This is a genomic window from Methylobacterium sp. (assembly GCF_019750675.1).
Lineage (GTDB): Bacteria > Pseudomonadota > Alphaproteobacteria > Rhizobiales > Beijerinckiaceae > Methylobacterium.
In genome coordinates, this window is the sequence record NZ_JAIEOF010000148.1 from 1 (window position 1) to 15679 (window position 15679).

General features: G+C 72.4%; 11 protein-coding genes. 6 read left to right on the forward strand and 5 right to left on the reverse strand.

Annotated features, from left to right (window positions below; all coding sequences use genetic code 11):
* Positions 1-284, reverse strand: a 284-nt coding sequence (locus tag K2X24_RS07715) for a CrcB family protein (protein ID WP_292496418.1), incomplete at its 3' end; no start/stop codon positions are given.
* Positions 285-735: 451 nt separating this feature from the next.
* On the opposite strand from K2X24_RS07715, the gene K2X24_RS07720 reads away from it, so the two are divergent.
* Entirely contained in the window at positions 736-1746 is a 1011-nt protein-coding gene (locus K2X24_RS07720; RefSeq protein ID WP_292496421.1) for a DUF2778 domain-containing protein, read from the forward strand.
* Between the two features lie 74 nt (positions 1747-1820).
* Here the strand turns inward: K2X24_RS07720 and K2X24_RS07725 are convergent, their stop codons facing one another.
* Genes K2X24_RS07725 through K2X24_RS07735 form a run of 3 tightly spaced genes read right to left on the reverse strand, consistent with a single transcriptional unit; the run spans position 1821 to position 5618 of the window.
* Entirely contained in the window at positions 1821-4073 is a 2253-nt protein-coding gene (locus K2X24_RS07725; RefSeq protein ID WP_292496423.1) for a xanthine dehydrogenase family protein molybdopterin-binding subunit, read from the reverse strand.
* Positions 4074-4083: 10 nt separating this feature from the next.
* Positions 4084-5097, reverse strand: a complete 1014-nt coding sequence (locus K2X24_RS07730) for a xanthine dehydrogenase family protein subunit M (protein WP_292496426.1) — start codon at positions 5095-5097, stop codon at positions 4084-4086.
* Positions 5094-5618 carry a (2Fe-2S)-binding protein gene (locus tag K2X24_RS07735; protein WP_292496429.1) on the reverse strand — a complete coding sequence of 175 codons (525 nt, stop codon included), beginning with the start codon at positions 5616-5618 and terminating at the stop codon, positions 5094-5096. Before K2X24_RS07735 ends, K2X24_RS07730 begins: the two co-directional genes overlap by 4 nt.
* A gap of 332 nt (positions 5619-5950) precedes the next feature.
* On the opposite strand from K2X24_RS07735, the gene K2X24_RS07740 reads away from it, so the two are divergent.
* The 5 genes from K2X24_RS07740 to K2X24_RS07760 all read left to right on the forward strand — a co-directional run bounded on the left by K2X24_RS07740 (position 5951) and on the right by K2X24_RS07760 (position 13195).
* Complete coding sequence (locus tag K2X24_RS07740; protein ID WP_292496431.1) at positions 5951-7345, forward strand: M20/M25/M40 family metallo-hydrolase; 1395 nt, start codon at positions 5951-5953, stop codon at positions 7343-7345.
* A gap of 201 nt (positions 7346-7546) precedes the next feature.
* A complete protein-coding gene (locus tag K2X24_RS07745) occupies positions 7547-8260 on the forward strand; it encodes a hypothetical protein (protein WP_292496433.1) in 714 nt (237 codons plus the stop codon).
* Positions 8257-10284: a glycosyltransferase family 4 protein gene (locus K2X24_RS07750; RefSeq protein ID WP_366934457.1), complete on the forward strand. Its 2028-nt coding sequence runs from the start codon at positions 8257-8259 to the stop codon at positions 10282-10284. Before K2X24_RS07745 ends, K2X24_RS07750 begins: the two co-directional genes overlap by 4 nt.
* On the forward strand, positions 10281-12350 hold the full coding sequence (locus tag K2X24_RS07755) for a glycosyltransferase (protein ID WP_292496436.1): 2070 nt from the start codon (positions 10281-10283) through the stop codon (positions 12348-12350). Before K2X24_RS07750 ends, K2X24_RS07755 begins: the two co-directional genes overlap by 4 nt.
* Complete coding sequence (locus K2X24_RS07760) at positions 12347-13195, forward strand: hypothetical protein (RefSeq protein ID WP_292496438.1); 849 nt, start codon at positions 12347-12349, stop codon at positions 13193-13195. Before K2X24_RS07755 ends, K2X24_RS07760 begins: the two co-directional genes overlap by 4 nt.
* A 138-nt stretch (positions 13196-13333) precedes the next feature.
* Here the strand turns inward: K2X24_RS07760 and pbpC are convergent, their stop codons facing one another.
* Positions 13334-15568: a penicillin-binding protein 1C gene (gene pbpC / locus K2X24_RS07765; protein ID WP_292496440.1), complete on the reverse strand. Its 2235-nt coding sequence runs from the start codon at positions 15566-15568 to the stop codon at positions 13334-13336.
* Positions 15569-15679: the final 111 nt, after the last annotated feature.

A 15679-nucleotide genomic window follows, 5' to 3' on the forward strand; every position in this document is an offset into this window, starting at 1 on the left:
GCACCCACCTCGCCCCGCTCCAGCAGGAGAATGCCTTCGAGGGCGTAGGACGAGAAGGTGGTGAAGCCGCCGAGCAGGCCGGTGGCGAGGAACAGCCGCACGGGCTGGCTGCCGCCCCGCATGGCGTACCATCCGGCGAGTACGCCCATCAGGAGCGAGCCCAGGATGTTGATGCCCATGGTGCCGTACGGAAAGGCCGTGCCGAAGCGCAGGGCGAAGAGCCCGACCCCGTGCCGGGCCATGCCGCCGAGGCCCGCCCCGAGGAAGACGATGAGGAATCCCATTTCGTGACCCTCTCCTGATGCCGGGCTCCCAGGCATGCGGTGCGCCAGACTAGGCCGAAAGCCCAGGCCCTTCGCCGGGTGGCGACGGCTTACCCCCGAGGTCCACAGGGGCGGCCATGCCTTTCGCGCCGTCGCGATGCGATTTCCGGCCGGCGGCGGCATCCTTGCGGGGCGCAAAAGGTTTTTCGTGAGATCACCCACCGTCCTTCAGATCGGATTAACCAAGATCTGGCTGAATCGCGTCAGTCAAGGTTGATGTTCTCCTTACAGGCACTGTCCGTCATCCGTCCCTCGCTTAACCTTTTCTTGAGGTTTGCGGGACCGAACCGGTGCCCGTGCGGGGACTGCGTATCCGAGTACCGCCCGCATGAACGACGCTGTGTCCCTGTCCGGCCGTCGCATCCGCCGCCATCGCCGGCCGCGGGGTCGGGTCCTTCTCCGGAGCTCTGCGGTGGCGCTCTTCTGCGCCGCCTTCCCGCACCTGCCCGCGCAGGACAGCCCCGTTCCGGCAGGGCCGGGACGCCCCGCCCTGGCGGTGGCGGCCGCCCCGAGCGTCTATGCATGGATGCTCGACCCGACACCGACCCTCGGCGCCGCCGCCTACGGATCGAAGGCCGCAGGCTTCACCGCTGCCCCCCTCGCCGCCGCCCTGGTCCCGCCGGCGGCCCCCGCCACGCTCCTGGCGATGGCCGCTCCCCGTCCGGCGCGCGCACCGGCCGCGATACCCGAGCGGGTCGCCCAGCTCACGCCCCTGCCCGTTCCCCGCCCGGCCGGCCTCGCGGCGCCCAGCGAACCGCCGCGGCTCGCCCTGCGGGCGGCTCCGGCCCTGCGCAACCTCGCGGCACGCCGCACCCAGATCGCCCGCGCCGCGACCGAGGCTGAGGCCGAGCGCTCGTTCTTCGACACCGTGTTCGGCACCCGCCCGGAGCCGGAAACGCCGGCTCCCCGGACCACCCTCGCCTACGCGGCCGTCGACCCCAGCGTGGATCCGGGTCCGCGCCGGGCGCTTGAGAGCAATCCCGGCGTGAGCGCCGGGACGGCCGTCTACGACATCACGGCGCGCACCGTGACCCTGCCGAGCGGCGAGCGGCTGGAGGCGCATTCCGGGCTCGGCGAAAGCATGGACAACCCGCGCCACGTCCACCGCCGCATGCGCGGCGCGACGCCGCCCGGCACCTACGACCTCACCGAGCGCGAGGCCCTGTTCCACGGGGTGCGGGCGATCCGCCTCAACCCGGTCGGCGGCAGCGCCGCGATCCACGGCCGCGACGGCATCCTGGCCCACACCTACATGCTCGGCCCCAGCGGCGCCTCGAATGGCTGCGTCGTGTTCAAGGACTACAACCGCTTCCTCCAGGCCTACCTGCGCGGCGAGGTTCGCCGCCTCGTCGTGGTCGCCGGGGGCCGGGGCGATGCCGGCCCGAGCTTCGCCGAGCGCCTGTTCGGCCGCGCCACGCGCTGACCCGCCGCCCCTTCACGACGAAGCCGCGCACCCTGGGGGCGCGCGGCTCGAGCGAAGTCGGAACGGGTGGTCGATCAGCCGATGATCTTGTCGATGGTGATCGGCAGTTCGCGGATGCGCTTGCCGGTGGCGTGGAACACCGCGTTGGCCACCGCCGCCGCGGTGCCGACGATGCCGATCTCGCCCAGGCCCTTCACGCCCATCGGGTTGGCCTTGTCCTCCTCGTCCACGAAGATCACCTCGATGTCGTGGATGTCGGCGTGGACCGGCACGTGGTACTCGCCGAGATTGTGGTTCATGAACCGGCCGATGGTGTGGTCGAGCATGGATTCCTCCTCCAGCGCCGAGCCGATGCCCATCACCACGCCGCCGAGGATCTGGCTGCGCGCGGTCTTGGTGTTCAGGATCTTGCCCGCCGCGATCGCCGAGACGACGCGGGTGACGCGCACCACGCCGAGATCCTCGTCGACCTTCACCTCGGCGAAGACGGCCGAGTGGGTGTAGCCGGCGAAGTCCTGCGCGTGGCCGGAATCCGGACCGGCCGAGCCGGTGGCCTCGATCTTGTCCATGCCCCCCTTTTCCATCACCTCCGTGATGGCGATGCTGCGGGACGGATCACCCGCCACCGAGATGCGCCCCTCCTTGAACACCGCGCGCGCGAAATCGACGTTGGCCAGCGGCGAATCGTCGAGGCCGCGGGCCAGGGTGAAGACCTGGGCGGCGATGTCGTGGCAGGCCCGCATCACCGCCGTGCCGGAGGAGGCCGCCGTCCACGAGCCGCCCGCGATCGGCGCGTCGGCGAGCTTCGAGTCGCCGAGCTTCGTCGTCACGTCCGTCATCGGCAGGCCGAGCGCGTCGGCGGCGATCTGCGTCAGGATGGTGTAGGTGCCGGTGCCGATGTCGCCGGTCTGGTTGCCGACCACGAGCTTGCCGTCGGCGGTCAGGGTCGCCTTGGCACTCGACTGCATCATCATCGATTCCCAGATGCCGGTGGCCATGCCCCAGCCGACGAGTTCACGTCCGTCCCGCATGGAGCGCGGCTCCGGGTTGCGGGCCGACCAGCCGAAGCGCTCGGCGCCCTCGGCATAGGCCGCCCGCAGGGACTTGGAGCTGAACGGCTTGTCCTGGGTGCGGTCCTTCTCGGCGTAGTTCCGCAGGCGCAGGTCGATCGGGTCCTGCCCGGTCTGATGGGCGAGCTCGTCCATCGCCACCTCGAGGGCGAACACCCCCGTCACAGCCCCGGGGGCCCGCATGTCGGAAGGGGTGTAGGTGTCGATCTTGGCGAGCCGGTAGTCGAGGGCGACGTTCGGGCAGTCGTAGAGGACGCCCGACCAGTTCACCACGACCTCCTGGTAATCCTCGAAGCCGGAGGTGCCGGAGATCGCCTCGTGCCGGATGGAGGTCAAGGCGCCGTCGGCCTCGGCCCCGAGGGCGACGGTCTGGCGCACGTCGGGCCGGTAGCCGAAGGTGAACATCTGGTCGCGGGTCAGGGTCACCCGCACCGAGCGCTCCAGTTCCCGCGCGGCCATGACGGCGAGGAAGAGCTGGTACTGCGGACGCAAGCCGGAGCCGAAGCCGCCGCCGAGATAGGGATTCAGGACGTGGACGTCGTCCTTCTTCATCCCGAACACGCCGGTGATGTAGCCGAGGCTGTTCGAGACGCCCTGGATCTTGTCGTAGACGGTGATCTTGCCGTCACCTTCCCAGACCACCGTCGAGGCATGGGGCTCCATCGGGTTATGGTGCTCCACGGCCATGTGGTAGTGGTTGGTGAGCTGGACCGGGGCGGTCCGGTAGGCGCCGTCCGCATCGCCCCAGGGCGCCGGCGGCGGCTTGATGCCGGAGCGTTTCTTGGGCGGCACGTAGGCCACGTCCTCCAGCGCCCGGAGATCGGTCGTCGGCGCATCGGCCTCGTAGGTGAGCTTCACCAGCGAGGCGGCGTAGCGCGCCGTGCCGAAATTCTCCGCCACCACCAGGGCCACGGGCTGGCCGCTGTAATGGATCTTGTCGTCGTAGAGCGGCCGGAACGGCGAGCCGGGGGGCGCGACCTGGTCCTGGTAATTGTAGTCGAGCCAGGCAGTGCGCGGCCGGTTTTCGTGGGTGAAGACCTTGAGGACCCCCGGCACCGCCTTGGCGGCGGCGGTGTCGATGGACAGGATGCGGCCGCGGGCGATACCGCTCGACACCACGTAGCCGTGGGTCAGGTCGGGGGCGGCGAACTCGCCGGCATACTTCGCCTGGCCGGTGACCTTGGCGGGGCCGTCGACGCGGCTCTGCGCGGTGCCGACATAGGTGTCGGTGCCTGAAGTGCTGATGCTGTGGGCCATGGGGGTTCCTTCAGGCGATGCGCTTGTCGGACTGAGACTGAGGCGTGCCGGCGGCGGCCTGGGTCAGGCCGCGAATGATGGCGCGCCGCGCGAGCTCGATCTTGAAGCCGTTCTCGGATTGGGGTCGTGCCTCGGCCACCACGATGTTGGCGGCCGCGGCGAAGGTCTCCTGGGTGGCCGGCTTGCCGGCCAGGAAAGCTTCCGCCTGCGCATCGCGCCACGGCTTGTGGGCGACCCCGCCCAGCGCGAAACGCGCGCTCGCGATGGTGTCGCCGTCGAGCCGCATCACGGCGGCCACCGAGACCAGGGCGAAGGCGTAGGAGAGGCGGTCGCGCAGCTTCAGGTAGGTGTGGTGGGTGCCGAAATCCGCGTCGGGCAGATCGACCGAGAGCACGATCTCGTCCGCCCCGAGAGTGGTGTCGCGCTCGGGCGCGTCACCCGGCAGGCGGTGGAAGTCGGCGAAGGGGATGGCGCGCTCGCCGCCCGGACCGGCGACCCGGACCGTCGCCTCCAGGGCGGCCAGCGCCACGCACATGTCGGAGGGGTGGGTGGCGATGCAGGACGGACTCGTCCCGAAGATGGCGTGGATGCGGTTGACCCCGCCGATGGCGGCGCAGCCGGTCCCGGGCTCGCGCTTGTTGCAGGGCGTGGCGTCGTCATAGAAATAGTAACAGCGGGTGCGCTGCAGCAAGTTGCCGCCGGTGGTGGCGGCGTTGCGCAGCTGGCCCGATGCGCCGGCCAGGATCGCGCTCGACAGCAGCGGATAGCGCGCCTTGACCCGGTCGTCGTAGGCCACCGTGGAATTCGTCACCAGGGCGCCGAGGCTGAGGCCGCCGTCGCGCTCCTCGATCCGGTCGAGGGGCAGGCGGGTGATGTCGACGAGGCGCTCGGGCCGCTCGACGTTGTACTTCATCAGGTCGACGAGGTTGGTGCCGCCGGCGATGAAGCGGGCGTTCGCACCGGACGCGATCGCGCGCACCGCTTCGTCCACGGTGGTGGGGCGGACGTAATCGAAGCGGTTCATTTCGCGGCTCCCGCATGCATCACGTCTTCGATGGCGTCGACGATGTTGGTGTAGGCGCCGCAGCGGCAGATGTTGCCGCTCATCGCCTCGCGGATCTCGTCCCGCGAGTGGGCGTGCCCCTCGGAGAGCATGCCGACCGCCGAGCAGAGCTGGCCGGGCGTGCAGTAGCCGCACTGGAAGGCGTCGTGCTCGACGAAGGCGGCCTGGAGCGGGTGCAGCCCCTCGGCGCCGGCAAGTCCCTCGGTGCCGGCAAGTCCCTCGACGGTGGTGATGCTGGCCCCGTCCTTCATCACCGCGAGCGTCAGGCAGGAATTGATGCGGGTGCCGTTCACCAGCACCGTGCAGGCGCCGCACTGGCCGTGGTCGCAGCCCTTCTTGGTGCCGGTGAGGTCGAGATCCTCGCGCAGGAGGTCGAGCAGGGTGGTCCAGGGCGCGACCTGAAGCGACCGGCTCTCGCCGTTGATCGTCAGGGTGATGCCGATGGTGTTCGCAGCATCGGTGGAGCCGCTTTCGATGAGCATGGCGGTATCCGTGGCTTGTGCGGCGCGAGAGGTGCGACGTCGCTGGTCTTCGAGGAAACGCGCGCGGGCTGACACGGGGAAAAATCATCCGCCCCAGTCCGATCCACTCGATAACAGTTCCAAAAAGCCGGTGTTCCCGCCGTGCATCGGTATGCCGGGCTCACGTTCGACGAGAGCGCCATTTCGCGGGCCGATTTCGCCTTCGGATGGGCGAAGGAGCCGGGCCGTCGTTCAGGGTCGTTGGCCTTGGGTCGTTTGCTCAAGGTTGCTTGGCCAAGCCGCCTTGGGCTAACCCGGGGGGGCCGCCGCTCGCCTTCGCTCAAGGACGCCCGATGACCGCGCTCGCTCCCGTTCTCAACGACATCGACCGCGACCTCGACAACGCCCTGGAGCGGCTCTTCGCCTTCCTGCGCATCCCCTCGATCTCCACCGACCCGGCCTTCGCGCCCCAGTGCCGCGATGCCGCCACCTGGCTCGCCGGCACCCTGACGGCGCTCGGCTTCGAGACCGGGATCCACGAGACCTCCCTGCACCCGGTGGTGCTGGCCCATGCGCCCAAGCCCGGCACCCCGCACGTCTTGTTCTACGGACACTACGACGTGCAGCCGGTGGACCCGCTGAACCTCTGGGAGACCCCGCCCTTCGAGCCGCGCCTCGCCACCGACGCCGCCGGAAAGACCACGATCGTCGGGCGCGGCGCCTCGGACGACAAGGGCCAGGTGATGACCTTCATCGAGGCCTGCCGGGCGCATCTGGCGATGGCGGGCGAGTTGCCCTGCGGCGTCACCATCCTGATCGAGGGCGCCGAGGAGAACGGCTCTCAAGGGTTGCCCGAGTGGGTCGCGGCCAACCGCGACAAGCTGTCCGCCGACATCGTGCTCGTCTGCGACACCAGCATGTGGAACCCGGCGACGCCCGCCATCACCACCTCCCTGCGGGGGCTGGCCTATTTCGAGGTCAAGGTGACCTGCGCCGACCGCGACCTGCATTCGGGCTTCTTCGGGGGGGCGGCGCGCAACCCGATCCACGTCCTGTCGAAGATCATCGCCGACCTGCACGACGCCGACGGGAAGGTGGCGCTGCCGGGCTTCTACGAGGGCGTGCGCGAGACGCCGCCGGAGGTGCTGGAACAGTGGCGCGGCCTCGACTTCACGGCGGAGAAGTTCCTGGGGCCCATCGGCCTGTCGGAGCCGGCCGGCGAGCGCGGCCGCATGCTCATCGAGCTGATCCAGTCGCGCCCCGCCTGCGACGTCAACGGCATCATCGGCGGCTATACCGGCGAGGGCACCAAGACGGTGATCGCCGGGCAGGCCAGCGCCAAGGTCTCGTTCCGCCTCGTCGACGACCAGGACCCGGAGGTTCTGGCGACCACCTTCGAGGCCTTCGTGCGCGAGCGCATCCCCGCTGACTGCTCGGTGGAGGTGATCTGCTACAAGGGCAGCCGCGCCATCAGCCTGCCCTTCGACATGCCCGAACTCGAGACCGCGCGCGCGGCGCTCGCCGAGGAATGGGGCGTGCCCGCCGTGACCATCGGCGCCGGCGGCTCGATCCCCATCGTGGGCGACTTCAAGCGGCTGCTGGATCGCAACACGCTCCTGATCGGCTTCGGCCTCGACGACGACCGCATCCATTCGCCCAACGAGAAGTACGACCTGAACAGCTTCCACAAGGGCACCCGCTCCTGGGCCCGCATCCTCGCGGCTTTCGGGGCGCAGCGGGTGGGCTGAGGCCGGGTCTCACACGGCCACCTCTGCGCGGCGCCGACCGGTTCTCCTCCCCCTTGTGGGGAGGCGTTGGCGGCGGGGGCGGCTCCGCTGATTCCCGCATCACGAGGGGCACCCAACCACCCCCACGCCTACCCGTGGCGGCAGGGGAGCCCCCACCCGACACGGGGCAAACGTCCAAAGCGAAATCGACCCCAAGGCCGCATGACAGCCATTCCCGACAGCCGAGACCCGAGCGCAGGCCGCCTGTTCGCGGCGGGCAACGGCGTGCTGGTCTGCCGCTACCCGGTGACCACCGACCTGCCGATCCCCCTCGGCATCACCGCGCCGGCCGGATTGCGCCTGCTCACCTGGGCCTTCACCGGCTTCGGGGGAGCCGAGCCCGATCCCGCCGGGCTCCTCGTCCTGCACGACGCGCAGGCCGTCCTCGCCGAGGGCGGCGCCCTGACCCTGGAGACGCATTTTCGCGACGTGGCGATCGCCTGTCCGCGTCCGCGTCCCGTCGCCGAGCTGACGCACCCCGAGCGGGGGGCCCTCGGCGGCGCCGTGCTGGCGGCGGTGACGCCGGAGACCCTCGACGCCCTGGCGACGCTGTTCACCCTGCTGGCGCCCGCCGTCGCGGACGCCCCCGTGCCGGCGAACGCCCCGCGCCTCACCCTGGCGCGCGACGGCGACGGCGACGGCGCCGCGACGCTGAGTGGCGCGAGCGTGCCGAACTACCTACTGTTCCGGGCCCGGACGACCTGGAGCTGCGCCCGCGTCGCCCAGGCCACCCTCCGCTTCGGGCCCGCCCCCGAGGCGAGCCTCACCCTGGCGCCGGCCTGGGGCACCCCGCGGGGCGCTCCCGTCGAGGCCGCCCTTCTGCTCGGGGCCGGAACCGTCACGGCCGCCGCCCTGCCGGTCGGGGGCCGCCGGTGAGCGCCCCCGCGATCCTCGTGGTGGCGCCGATGCCGGCCTTCCCCACCAGCGCCGGCAACCGCCGCCGGCTGCTCACCACCTGCACGGCGCTCCAGCGCGGGGGATTCGCGGTCGATCTGGCGTATTACGCGCACGAGGACCAGATCTACCGCCGGTTCGGCCAGCATCCCCCCACCGACGCGGCCGAGGCGGCCGGTCTGTTCCGGCACACCTTCCGGATCGAGCCCCGCGCCACCATCCCGCTCACCACCCGCGCGCGCTGCTTTGCCATCGACGATTGGTGCCCCGAGGCGCTCGACGACTTCGTGGCCTGGTACGGCCAGGCCTACCCCGAGACCCGCGCGATCCTGATGAACTACGTGTTCCTGTCGCGGGCCCTCGCGGCCGCGCCGCCGGGGATGCTCCGGCTCGTCGACACCCACGACCGCTTCGCCGACCGGCAGCGCCAGTACCGCCCGTTCCGGGCCGAGCCGAACTTCTTCTACACCGACCGGGCCGGCGAGGCGGCGGGCCTCGCCCGCGCCGACATCGCCCTGGCGATCCAGTCGGAGGAAGCGGCCTACTTCCGCACGATCACCGACCGCCGCGTCCACCTCCTGCCGCCGCGCTTTCCCGCGCACCGCCCCTTCGCGACCCCGGCGCGCCTCGCCCGCATCGGCTTCATCGGCCATGGCAACGACCCGAACCTGTTCTCGATCCGGCGCTTCGCCGCGGCCTGGTCGGAGGGCTGGACCCCGGACCGGCCCGAACTCGTGATCGCGGGCGAGATCGGCGCCAGCCTCGGGCAGGCCACCGGCCCGGGAATCCGGCTGGCCGGCTACGTGGCGCGGCTGGAAGATTTCTACGACGCGGTCGACCTCGTGGTCGCGCCGATGCTGATGGGCAGCGGCCTCAAGATGAAGGTCGCGGAGGCGCTGTCCTTCGGCAAGCCGGTGGTGGGCACGGCGCTCGGCTTCGAGGGCTTCGACCCGGTCGTGCCGGCCCATCGCGCCCGCACGGCGGAGGAGGTCCGGGACGCGGTCCTGGCGCTGGTCAGGGATGCCGAGGCCCTCGCGCGGCTGACCCGGGCCTGCGCCGACCTGCTCGCCGGCTACAACGCGATCGCGGAGGCGGCGGAGGCGGACCTGCTGGCAATGCTCGCACAGGACAGCCTCGGACGGCTGGATCGTAGCGACTCCGCTTTCCCGGAAGACGACGGCATCCCTGCATCGCGCGGGCATCGCGGGTCCCCTCTCCTGGAAGGAGAGGGACAGGGTGAGGTGCGTGACCTCTCCGGAGATGCACCACACCTCACCCCAACCCTCTCCTTCCAGGAGAGGGAGCCCCGTGGCGCCTCGTCCGCCGGCCGGCTCCCGGATGCCCAAGCGACGTGGGAAACCGTCACCCTCGCGGGCGGCACCCTGACCCGCGAGACCTCCCTGCGCTCGAACCTGACCGACGATCCCGAGCGCGGCCGGCTCGTGGCGACGGAGCGCGGTCCACCGCCGGGCGCCGGGCCCTATTCCCCGCTCCGGCGACGCTGGTTCGCGAAACCCGGGTTCGGCTCCACCGAGGCCGCGCCCGATGCCGGGCTCGCGGGCCTCGACCTCGCCCTCGCGCCCGAATGGGTGCGCGACCCGCGCCTGCCCACCGCCTTGCGCGCGGAGATCGCGACGCAGCTGTCCGGGATCGCGGCGGATTGGGAGGCCGAGGCGCGCCTCGTCGGGCTCACCGGCAGCGGCGCGATCCTCGCCCTGTCGCTCCCGCGCCACCTCGTGGCTGGCCGGCACCCGAACGCCGCCTTCCTGATCGGGGCGCCGACGCGCGCCCTCACCCTGGAGCGGATCGCGCCCCTGACCGCCGCGCCGGCCCTGGCCTACGCGGCGCAGCGGCCCGGCCTGCCCCGTGCACCGGCCGCCGTGACCTTCGCGGGAACTCCGACGACCCTCGCCGGGCCGGGGACCATCCTGGTCCTGCACGACGACCTCGTCGGCCGCATCCGGATCGTGGCCGAGGCGCCCGTTCCGCAGGAGAGCCCGCCATGATGGCCGCGCCCGACATTCTCGACGCCCCCTCGGGGCGCAAGGCGGCCCTGGTCGAGGCGGCCCTGATCTGGAACGCCCTGTTCCTCAACGACGTGCGCATCGCGTTCCGCGCAGAATCGGCCCCGACGATTTCCGTGGTGATGGTGTCGCGGGGGGCCCGCCACCTCCTGGCCTGGACCCTGACGAAACTCGCCGCCCAGCAGGCCTTCGCGGGCGTGCGCTTCGAGGTCATCCTGGTCGACAATGCCTCGGACCCCGAGACGGCCACGCTGTTCGGGCGGATCGACGGCGCGCGCATTCTGCGGAACGCCCAGAATGCCGGCTTCGGCCCGGCGTGCAACCAGGGCGCGGCCGAGGCGCGCGGACGCTACCTCCTGTTCCTCAATCCCGACGTCGACCTGATGCCGGGGGCCCTCGACGCCCTGGTGGCGGCGTTCGCGCAGGCCGACGACGTCGGCATCGTGGGCGCGCGGCTCGTTTTTCCCGGCGGCATCCTGCAGGAGGCCGGCGCCGGCTTCCAGGACGACCCGCAGCTGACCCACCCGTACGGGCGGGGCGGGCTCGATCCTTTCGCTCCAGAAGCGTCCTATGCCCGCGACGTCGGCTACGTCTCGGGTGCGGTCCTGATGATCGAGGCCGGGCTGTTCGCCGAACTCGGCGGCTTCGACGACCGTTTCGCGCCGGCCTATTTCGAGGACACGGACCTCTGCCTGCGCTGCCAGCAGGCAGGCCGTCGGGTGGTCTACCAGCCGCGCGCCATCGCGATCCACGTGGAGAACGCAACCAGCGTCCGGCGCTCCGACGTGGAGGCGCTGCTCGACCGGAACCGCGCGCGCTTCCGCGAGCGCCATGGGACCTGGCTGTTCGGGCAGGGACCACCGCGCTCCGGCTTCGCCCCCCGGGACGACGCGCCCTTCGCCCTGCGGATTCTCTACGTGGACGACCGGGCGCCGCACCAGGACCTCGGGGCCGGGCTTCCGCGCGCCAACACGATCCTCAACGCCATGGCGGAGCTCGGCTACGCGGTGACGCTCTGCTCGGTCTACGGCGAGCGCGAGGAGCCGGCGGCCACCTACCGCGACCTCTCGGACAGGATCGAGGTGATCGAGCCCTGCGGCCGCGAGGGGTTCCGCCGCCTCGTCACGGAACGCGCCGGCTTCTACGACGTGCTCTGGGTCAGCCGGCCGCCCCATATCCGGATGGTCTGCGAGGTCCTGCGGGATCTGGACCTGACGCCCCGCGACGTCGGGCGCGGCCGCGTGGTGTTCGATTCCGAATCCCTCTTTGCCCTGCGCGAATTCGTGGTCGACGCCCTCAACGGCCGCCCGGCCTCCGGGCCGGGCCTGGCCCGGGCCTCGGCGGAGGAGATCCGGCAGGTGGCGGTGGCCGACCACGTCGTCTGCGTCTCGGAGGCCGATGCGCGGCTCCTGCGCCGGGCCGGCGTCCCCGACCCGGTGGTGCTCGGCCACGTCCAGGCGCCGGATGTCCGGGCACCGCACGCCGACGCGCCGGGCTTCTCGGCCCGGCGGGGCTTCGTCTTCATCGGCTCGCTCGCCCGCGAGGGCGAGCCCAACATCGATTCCCTCGACTGGTTCTTCGGCCATGTCTGGGAGCGCCTGCGCGCGGCCCTGCCCGACGCGCATCTCACGATCGTCGGCACCGTGGCGCCCTCCATCGCCGAGCGCCTGTCCCGCCCCGGCGTCACCGTGCTCGGCCGGGTCGACGACCCGGGGCCGGCGCTGGACGCGGCCCGGGTCGCCCTGGCGCCGACGCGCTACGCCGCCGGCCTCCCGCACAAGGTGCTGGAGACCGTGACGCGGGGCCTGCCCGGACTGGTGACGCCGATCCTCGCCGGCCAGATGGGCTGGCCGGACGGGACCGGCTACCGGATCCGGGACTGGCACGATCCGGAGGGATTCGCGCGGGGCCTCGTGGACCTCCACGAGGATGCCGACGAATGGGCGCGGGTGCAGCGCGCGGGGCTCGACCAGGTCGGCCGCGAATGCGACGCGGACGCCTACCGGGCGATCCTGCGCCGACTCTGCGAGGCACCGGTTTTCGCATGACGAACCCGCTCCGCCTCCGCGCCGTGCGCGCGGCCACCGCCCTGTATCGCCGCCTGACCCTCGGCCGTGTGCCGAAGCTGTTCGACGAAGGCCATTACCGGGCGACCTACCCGGACGTCGCGCGCTCGGGCGTCGACCCCTACCTGCACTACGTCCGGCGCGGGGTGGCGGAGGCGCGCGACCCCGCCCCCGACTTCGACACCGCCTTCTATCTCCGCCAGAGCGGCCGGACCCGCCTCGACCCCGTGCGCCACTACCTGCGCGTGGGCGCCAAGGCCGGGCTCGATCCGAACCCGGGCTTCAGCACCCGGATGTACGTCGCCCGCTACCCCGATATCGGCGTGGCCGGCGTGAACCCGCTGCTGCATTACCGGAGGGACGGCCGGGCGGAGGGGCGGATCGCGGTCCCCTCCTCCGCCGAGCCGGCCGATTGGGTGCCCCTCCAGGGCGTGCGCGAGGCCCAGCGCTGGACCTACCCGGCGGACGGCGCGTCGCGCTTCGCCCTGACCCTGCGGCGCGACGTGCCGGTCTCGGCCTGCCCCACCCACGTGCCCCGGCTCTGCCTCCTCCTCCTCCTCGACGGCGGCGAGATCGAGGGGCTGGTCCGGAGCTTCGAGACCTTTCCCGAGGCCGCCGTCGACGCCCTCACCCTGGCCATCGACACGCTGGCGGGTCCGCACCCGCCCCGCCCGACCCTGATCCTCGCCCTGGAGCAGTGCTTTCACGGGCCGGGGCCGGACGGCACGGTGCTCCTGCGCTACGCCGAGGCGCGGATCTGGGACGTGCTGACCGAGCGCCCGCACGTGCTGCACGTCGCGCCCGCCGGGGCGCTCGCGATCGGGTGAGGATCGCTCATTCCAAATCCGTTTGATCCCTTCCGGCGATCCCTGCGGGATCGCGTTCGGGATGGCGGATTTGGGCTTCGCTCAAGCGCCGCGCGGGCTTGCTGATACGTCATCCGCTCTGATCAAGCGGATGACGTGTCACTCGAGGCGCACCACGACGCTGTCGCTGGCCCCCGTGGCGTCCATCACCGAGATGCGGGCGAACCCGGCCCCCTCCGGCGCCCAGGCCGATTGGCGCCGGGCGCCGCCCGCCACCGGCAGGCCGTCGACCATCCAGGTGAGCGGGGGCACGCCGCCGAAGGCCTTCAGGGCGAGGCTCGCCGACGGCGCCGGCTCGGGCTCCGACAGGCCGAGGTCGATGCGGGCGCCGTCCGGCGGGTAGGCGATCTTCAGGGCACCGCCCAGGGCGGCCGACAGGGTCTTGGGGATGTCCCGCCGGATGTGGCGCAAGGGGGGCGGCAGGCCGGCCGTGGTCGTCACCAGGGCGTCGCGCGGCATCGGCACGGGGTCGGGCTCGCCGCCGAAGCGGGCGAAGGCGTCGAACAGGATCGGCGCCGCGACCACCCGGCCGACGAGGCCCGGCACGGCGTTGCCGTCCGGCCGCCCGACCCAGACCGCGATCGTGACGCGCCGGTCGAACCCCACCGCCAGGGCGTCCCGGTAACCGTAGGAGGTGCCGGTCTTGTAGGCGATCCGGCCCGCGAGCGCGTTCTCGGGCGGGGGCGCACCGCGCAGGGTGTCGGCGACGTACCAGGCGGCGACGGCCTCCGTGATGCGGGCCTCCGGGGGGGCCTCGGCGGGCGGCCCGTCGAGGCGACGCACCACGTTCGGCACCAATCCCTGCCGGGCCAACCCCGAAAACAGCCGGGCGAGGTCGGTGAGGGTGATGCCGAGGCCGCCGAGGGCCACCGGCAGGCCCGGCGCGGTGTCGCGGGGGAGATCGACGCGGGCGCCGCCCGCCCGCAGGCGCGCGATGAACCGGGCCGGGCCGACCGCTTCCAGCAGATCCACCGCCGGCACGTTCAGGGAAAGCTGGAGGGCGCGCCGTGCCGTCACCGTGCCCTGGTAGCCGAGGTCGAAGTTCTCCGGGGCGTAGGCGCCGGCAAAGCGCACGGGCCGGTCGTCGAGCTGCGTCTCGGGATGGGCCAGCCCCGTCTCGAAGGCCAGCGCGTAGATGAACGGCTTGAGGGCGGAGCCCGGCGAGCGGATCGCGCCCGTCATGTCGATGGCACCCGCACGGCTCGCGTCGAGGTAGCCGGGGCTGCCGACCTGGGCCAGGACCGCGCCGGTGCGGTTGTCGATCGCGAGGATCGCCGCCGAGATCCCCGGCCCCAGGGCGGCCGCGCGCTCGGCGGCGAGGGTCTCGAGGCTCGCCTGCAGGCGGCCGTCGAGGGTGAGGCGGACCATCTGCGCGGCCGGGTCGGCGGCACGCGCCGCCTCCGCCGCGTGGGCGGCGAGCATCGGGAAGGGCTTTCGCAGCGTCGGCACCGGCTCGGCGCGGGCGGCTTCCGCCTCGGCGGGCGTGATCACGCCCTGCCGGGCCGCGATGTCCAGGACCCGGTCGCGGGCGCGCCGGGCCGCGTGCGGGAAGCGGTCCGGCCGCCGGGCCTCGGGCGCCTGCGGCAGGGCGACGAGGAGCGCGCTCTCGGCGAAGGACAGCCGCGCGGGTTCCCGCCCGAAATAGGCCAGACTCGCCGCCCGCAGGCCCTCGACGGGGCCGCCATAGGGGGCGAGCGCGAGGTAGAGGTCGCGCACCCCGTCCTTGCCGAGGCGCCGCTCCAACTGCACCGCCCGCACCATCTGGCGGAGCTTGGCGGCCAGCGAGCGCTCGGCGCGGGGCTCCACGAGGCGGGCCACCTGCATCGACAGGGTCGAGCCCCCCGAGACGATGCGCCCGGCCGTGAGCCATTGCCATGCGGCCCGCAGCGTCGCGGCCGGATCGATGCCGGGATGCGTGGCGAAGCGCCGGTCCTCGTACGCGGTGAGCATGGCGAGGAAGCGCGGATCGACCTGGGATCCCGTCACCGGCAGGCGCCAGCGCCCGTCGGCGGTGGCGAAGGGGCGCAGCAGGCGTCCCTCCCGGTCCAGCACCACGGTGGAGCGGAGTTCGGCCTGGGTGAGATCGAGGGGCGGAAGGGCGTCGACGAAGCGCCAGAGGGCGAGGGGCGGGAGGAGCAGGAGGAGGAGGAAGCCTGCGACGATTGCGAGACGCCCTTCCCCCTCTGCGGGGAAGGGTGGTCGCGGAGCGACCGGGAGAGGGGCAGCGACGTTTCCGGAGAGGTCGTCCCCTCTCGCGGGACGTTGTCCCGGTCCGCCTGCCTCGCAGGCACCCTCCCCCGCAGAGGGGGGAGGGTTCAGGCGACCCGTCTCCACGGCCCTACTTCGCGCTCACCGACATCGCGCCGAATCCCGTGCGCCCGAACCGCTCCGGCCGGTACATGTCCTCGATGGTGGCGGCCGGGTGGACGTAGGTGCCGGGCGAGA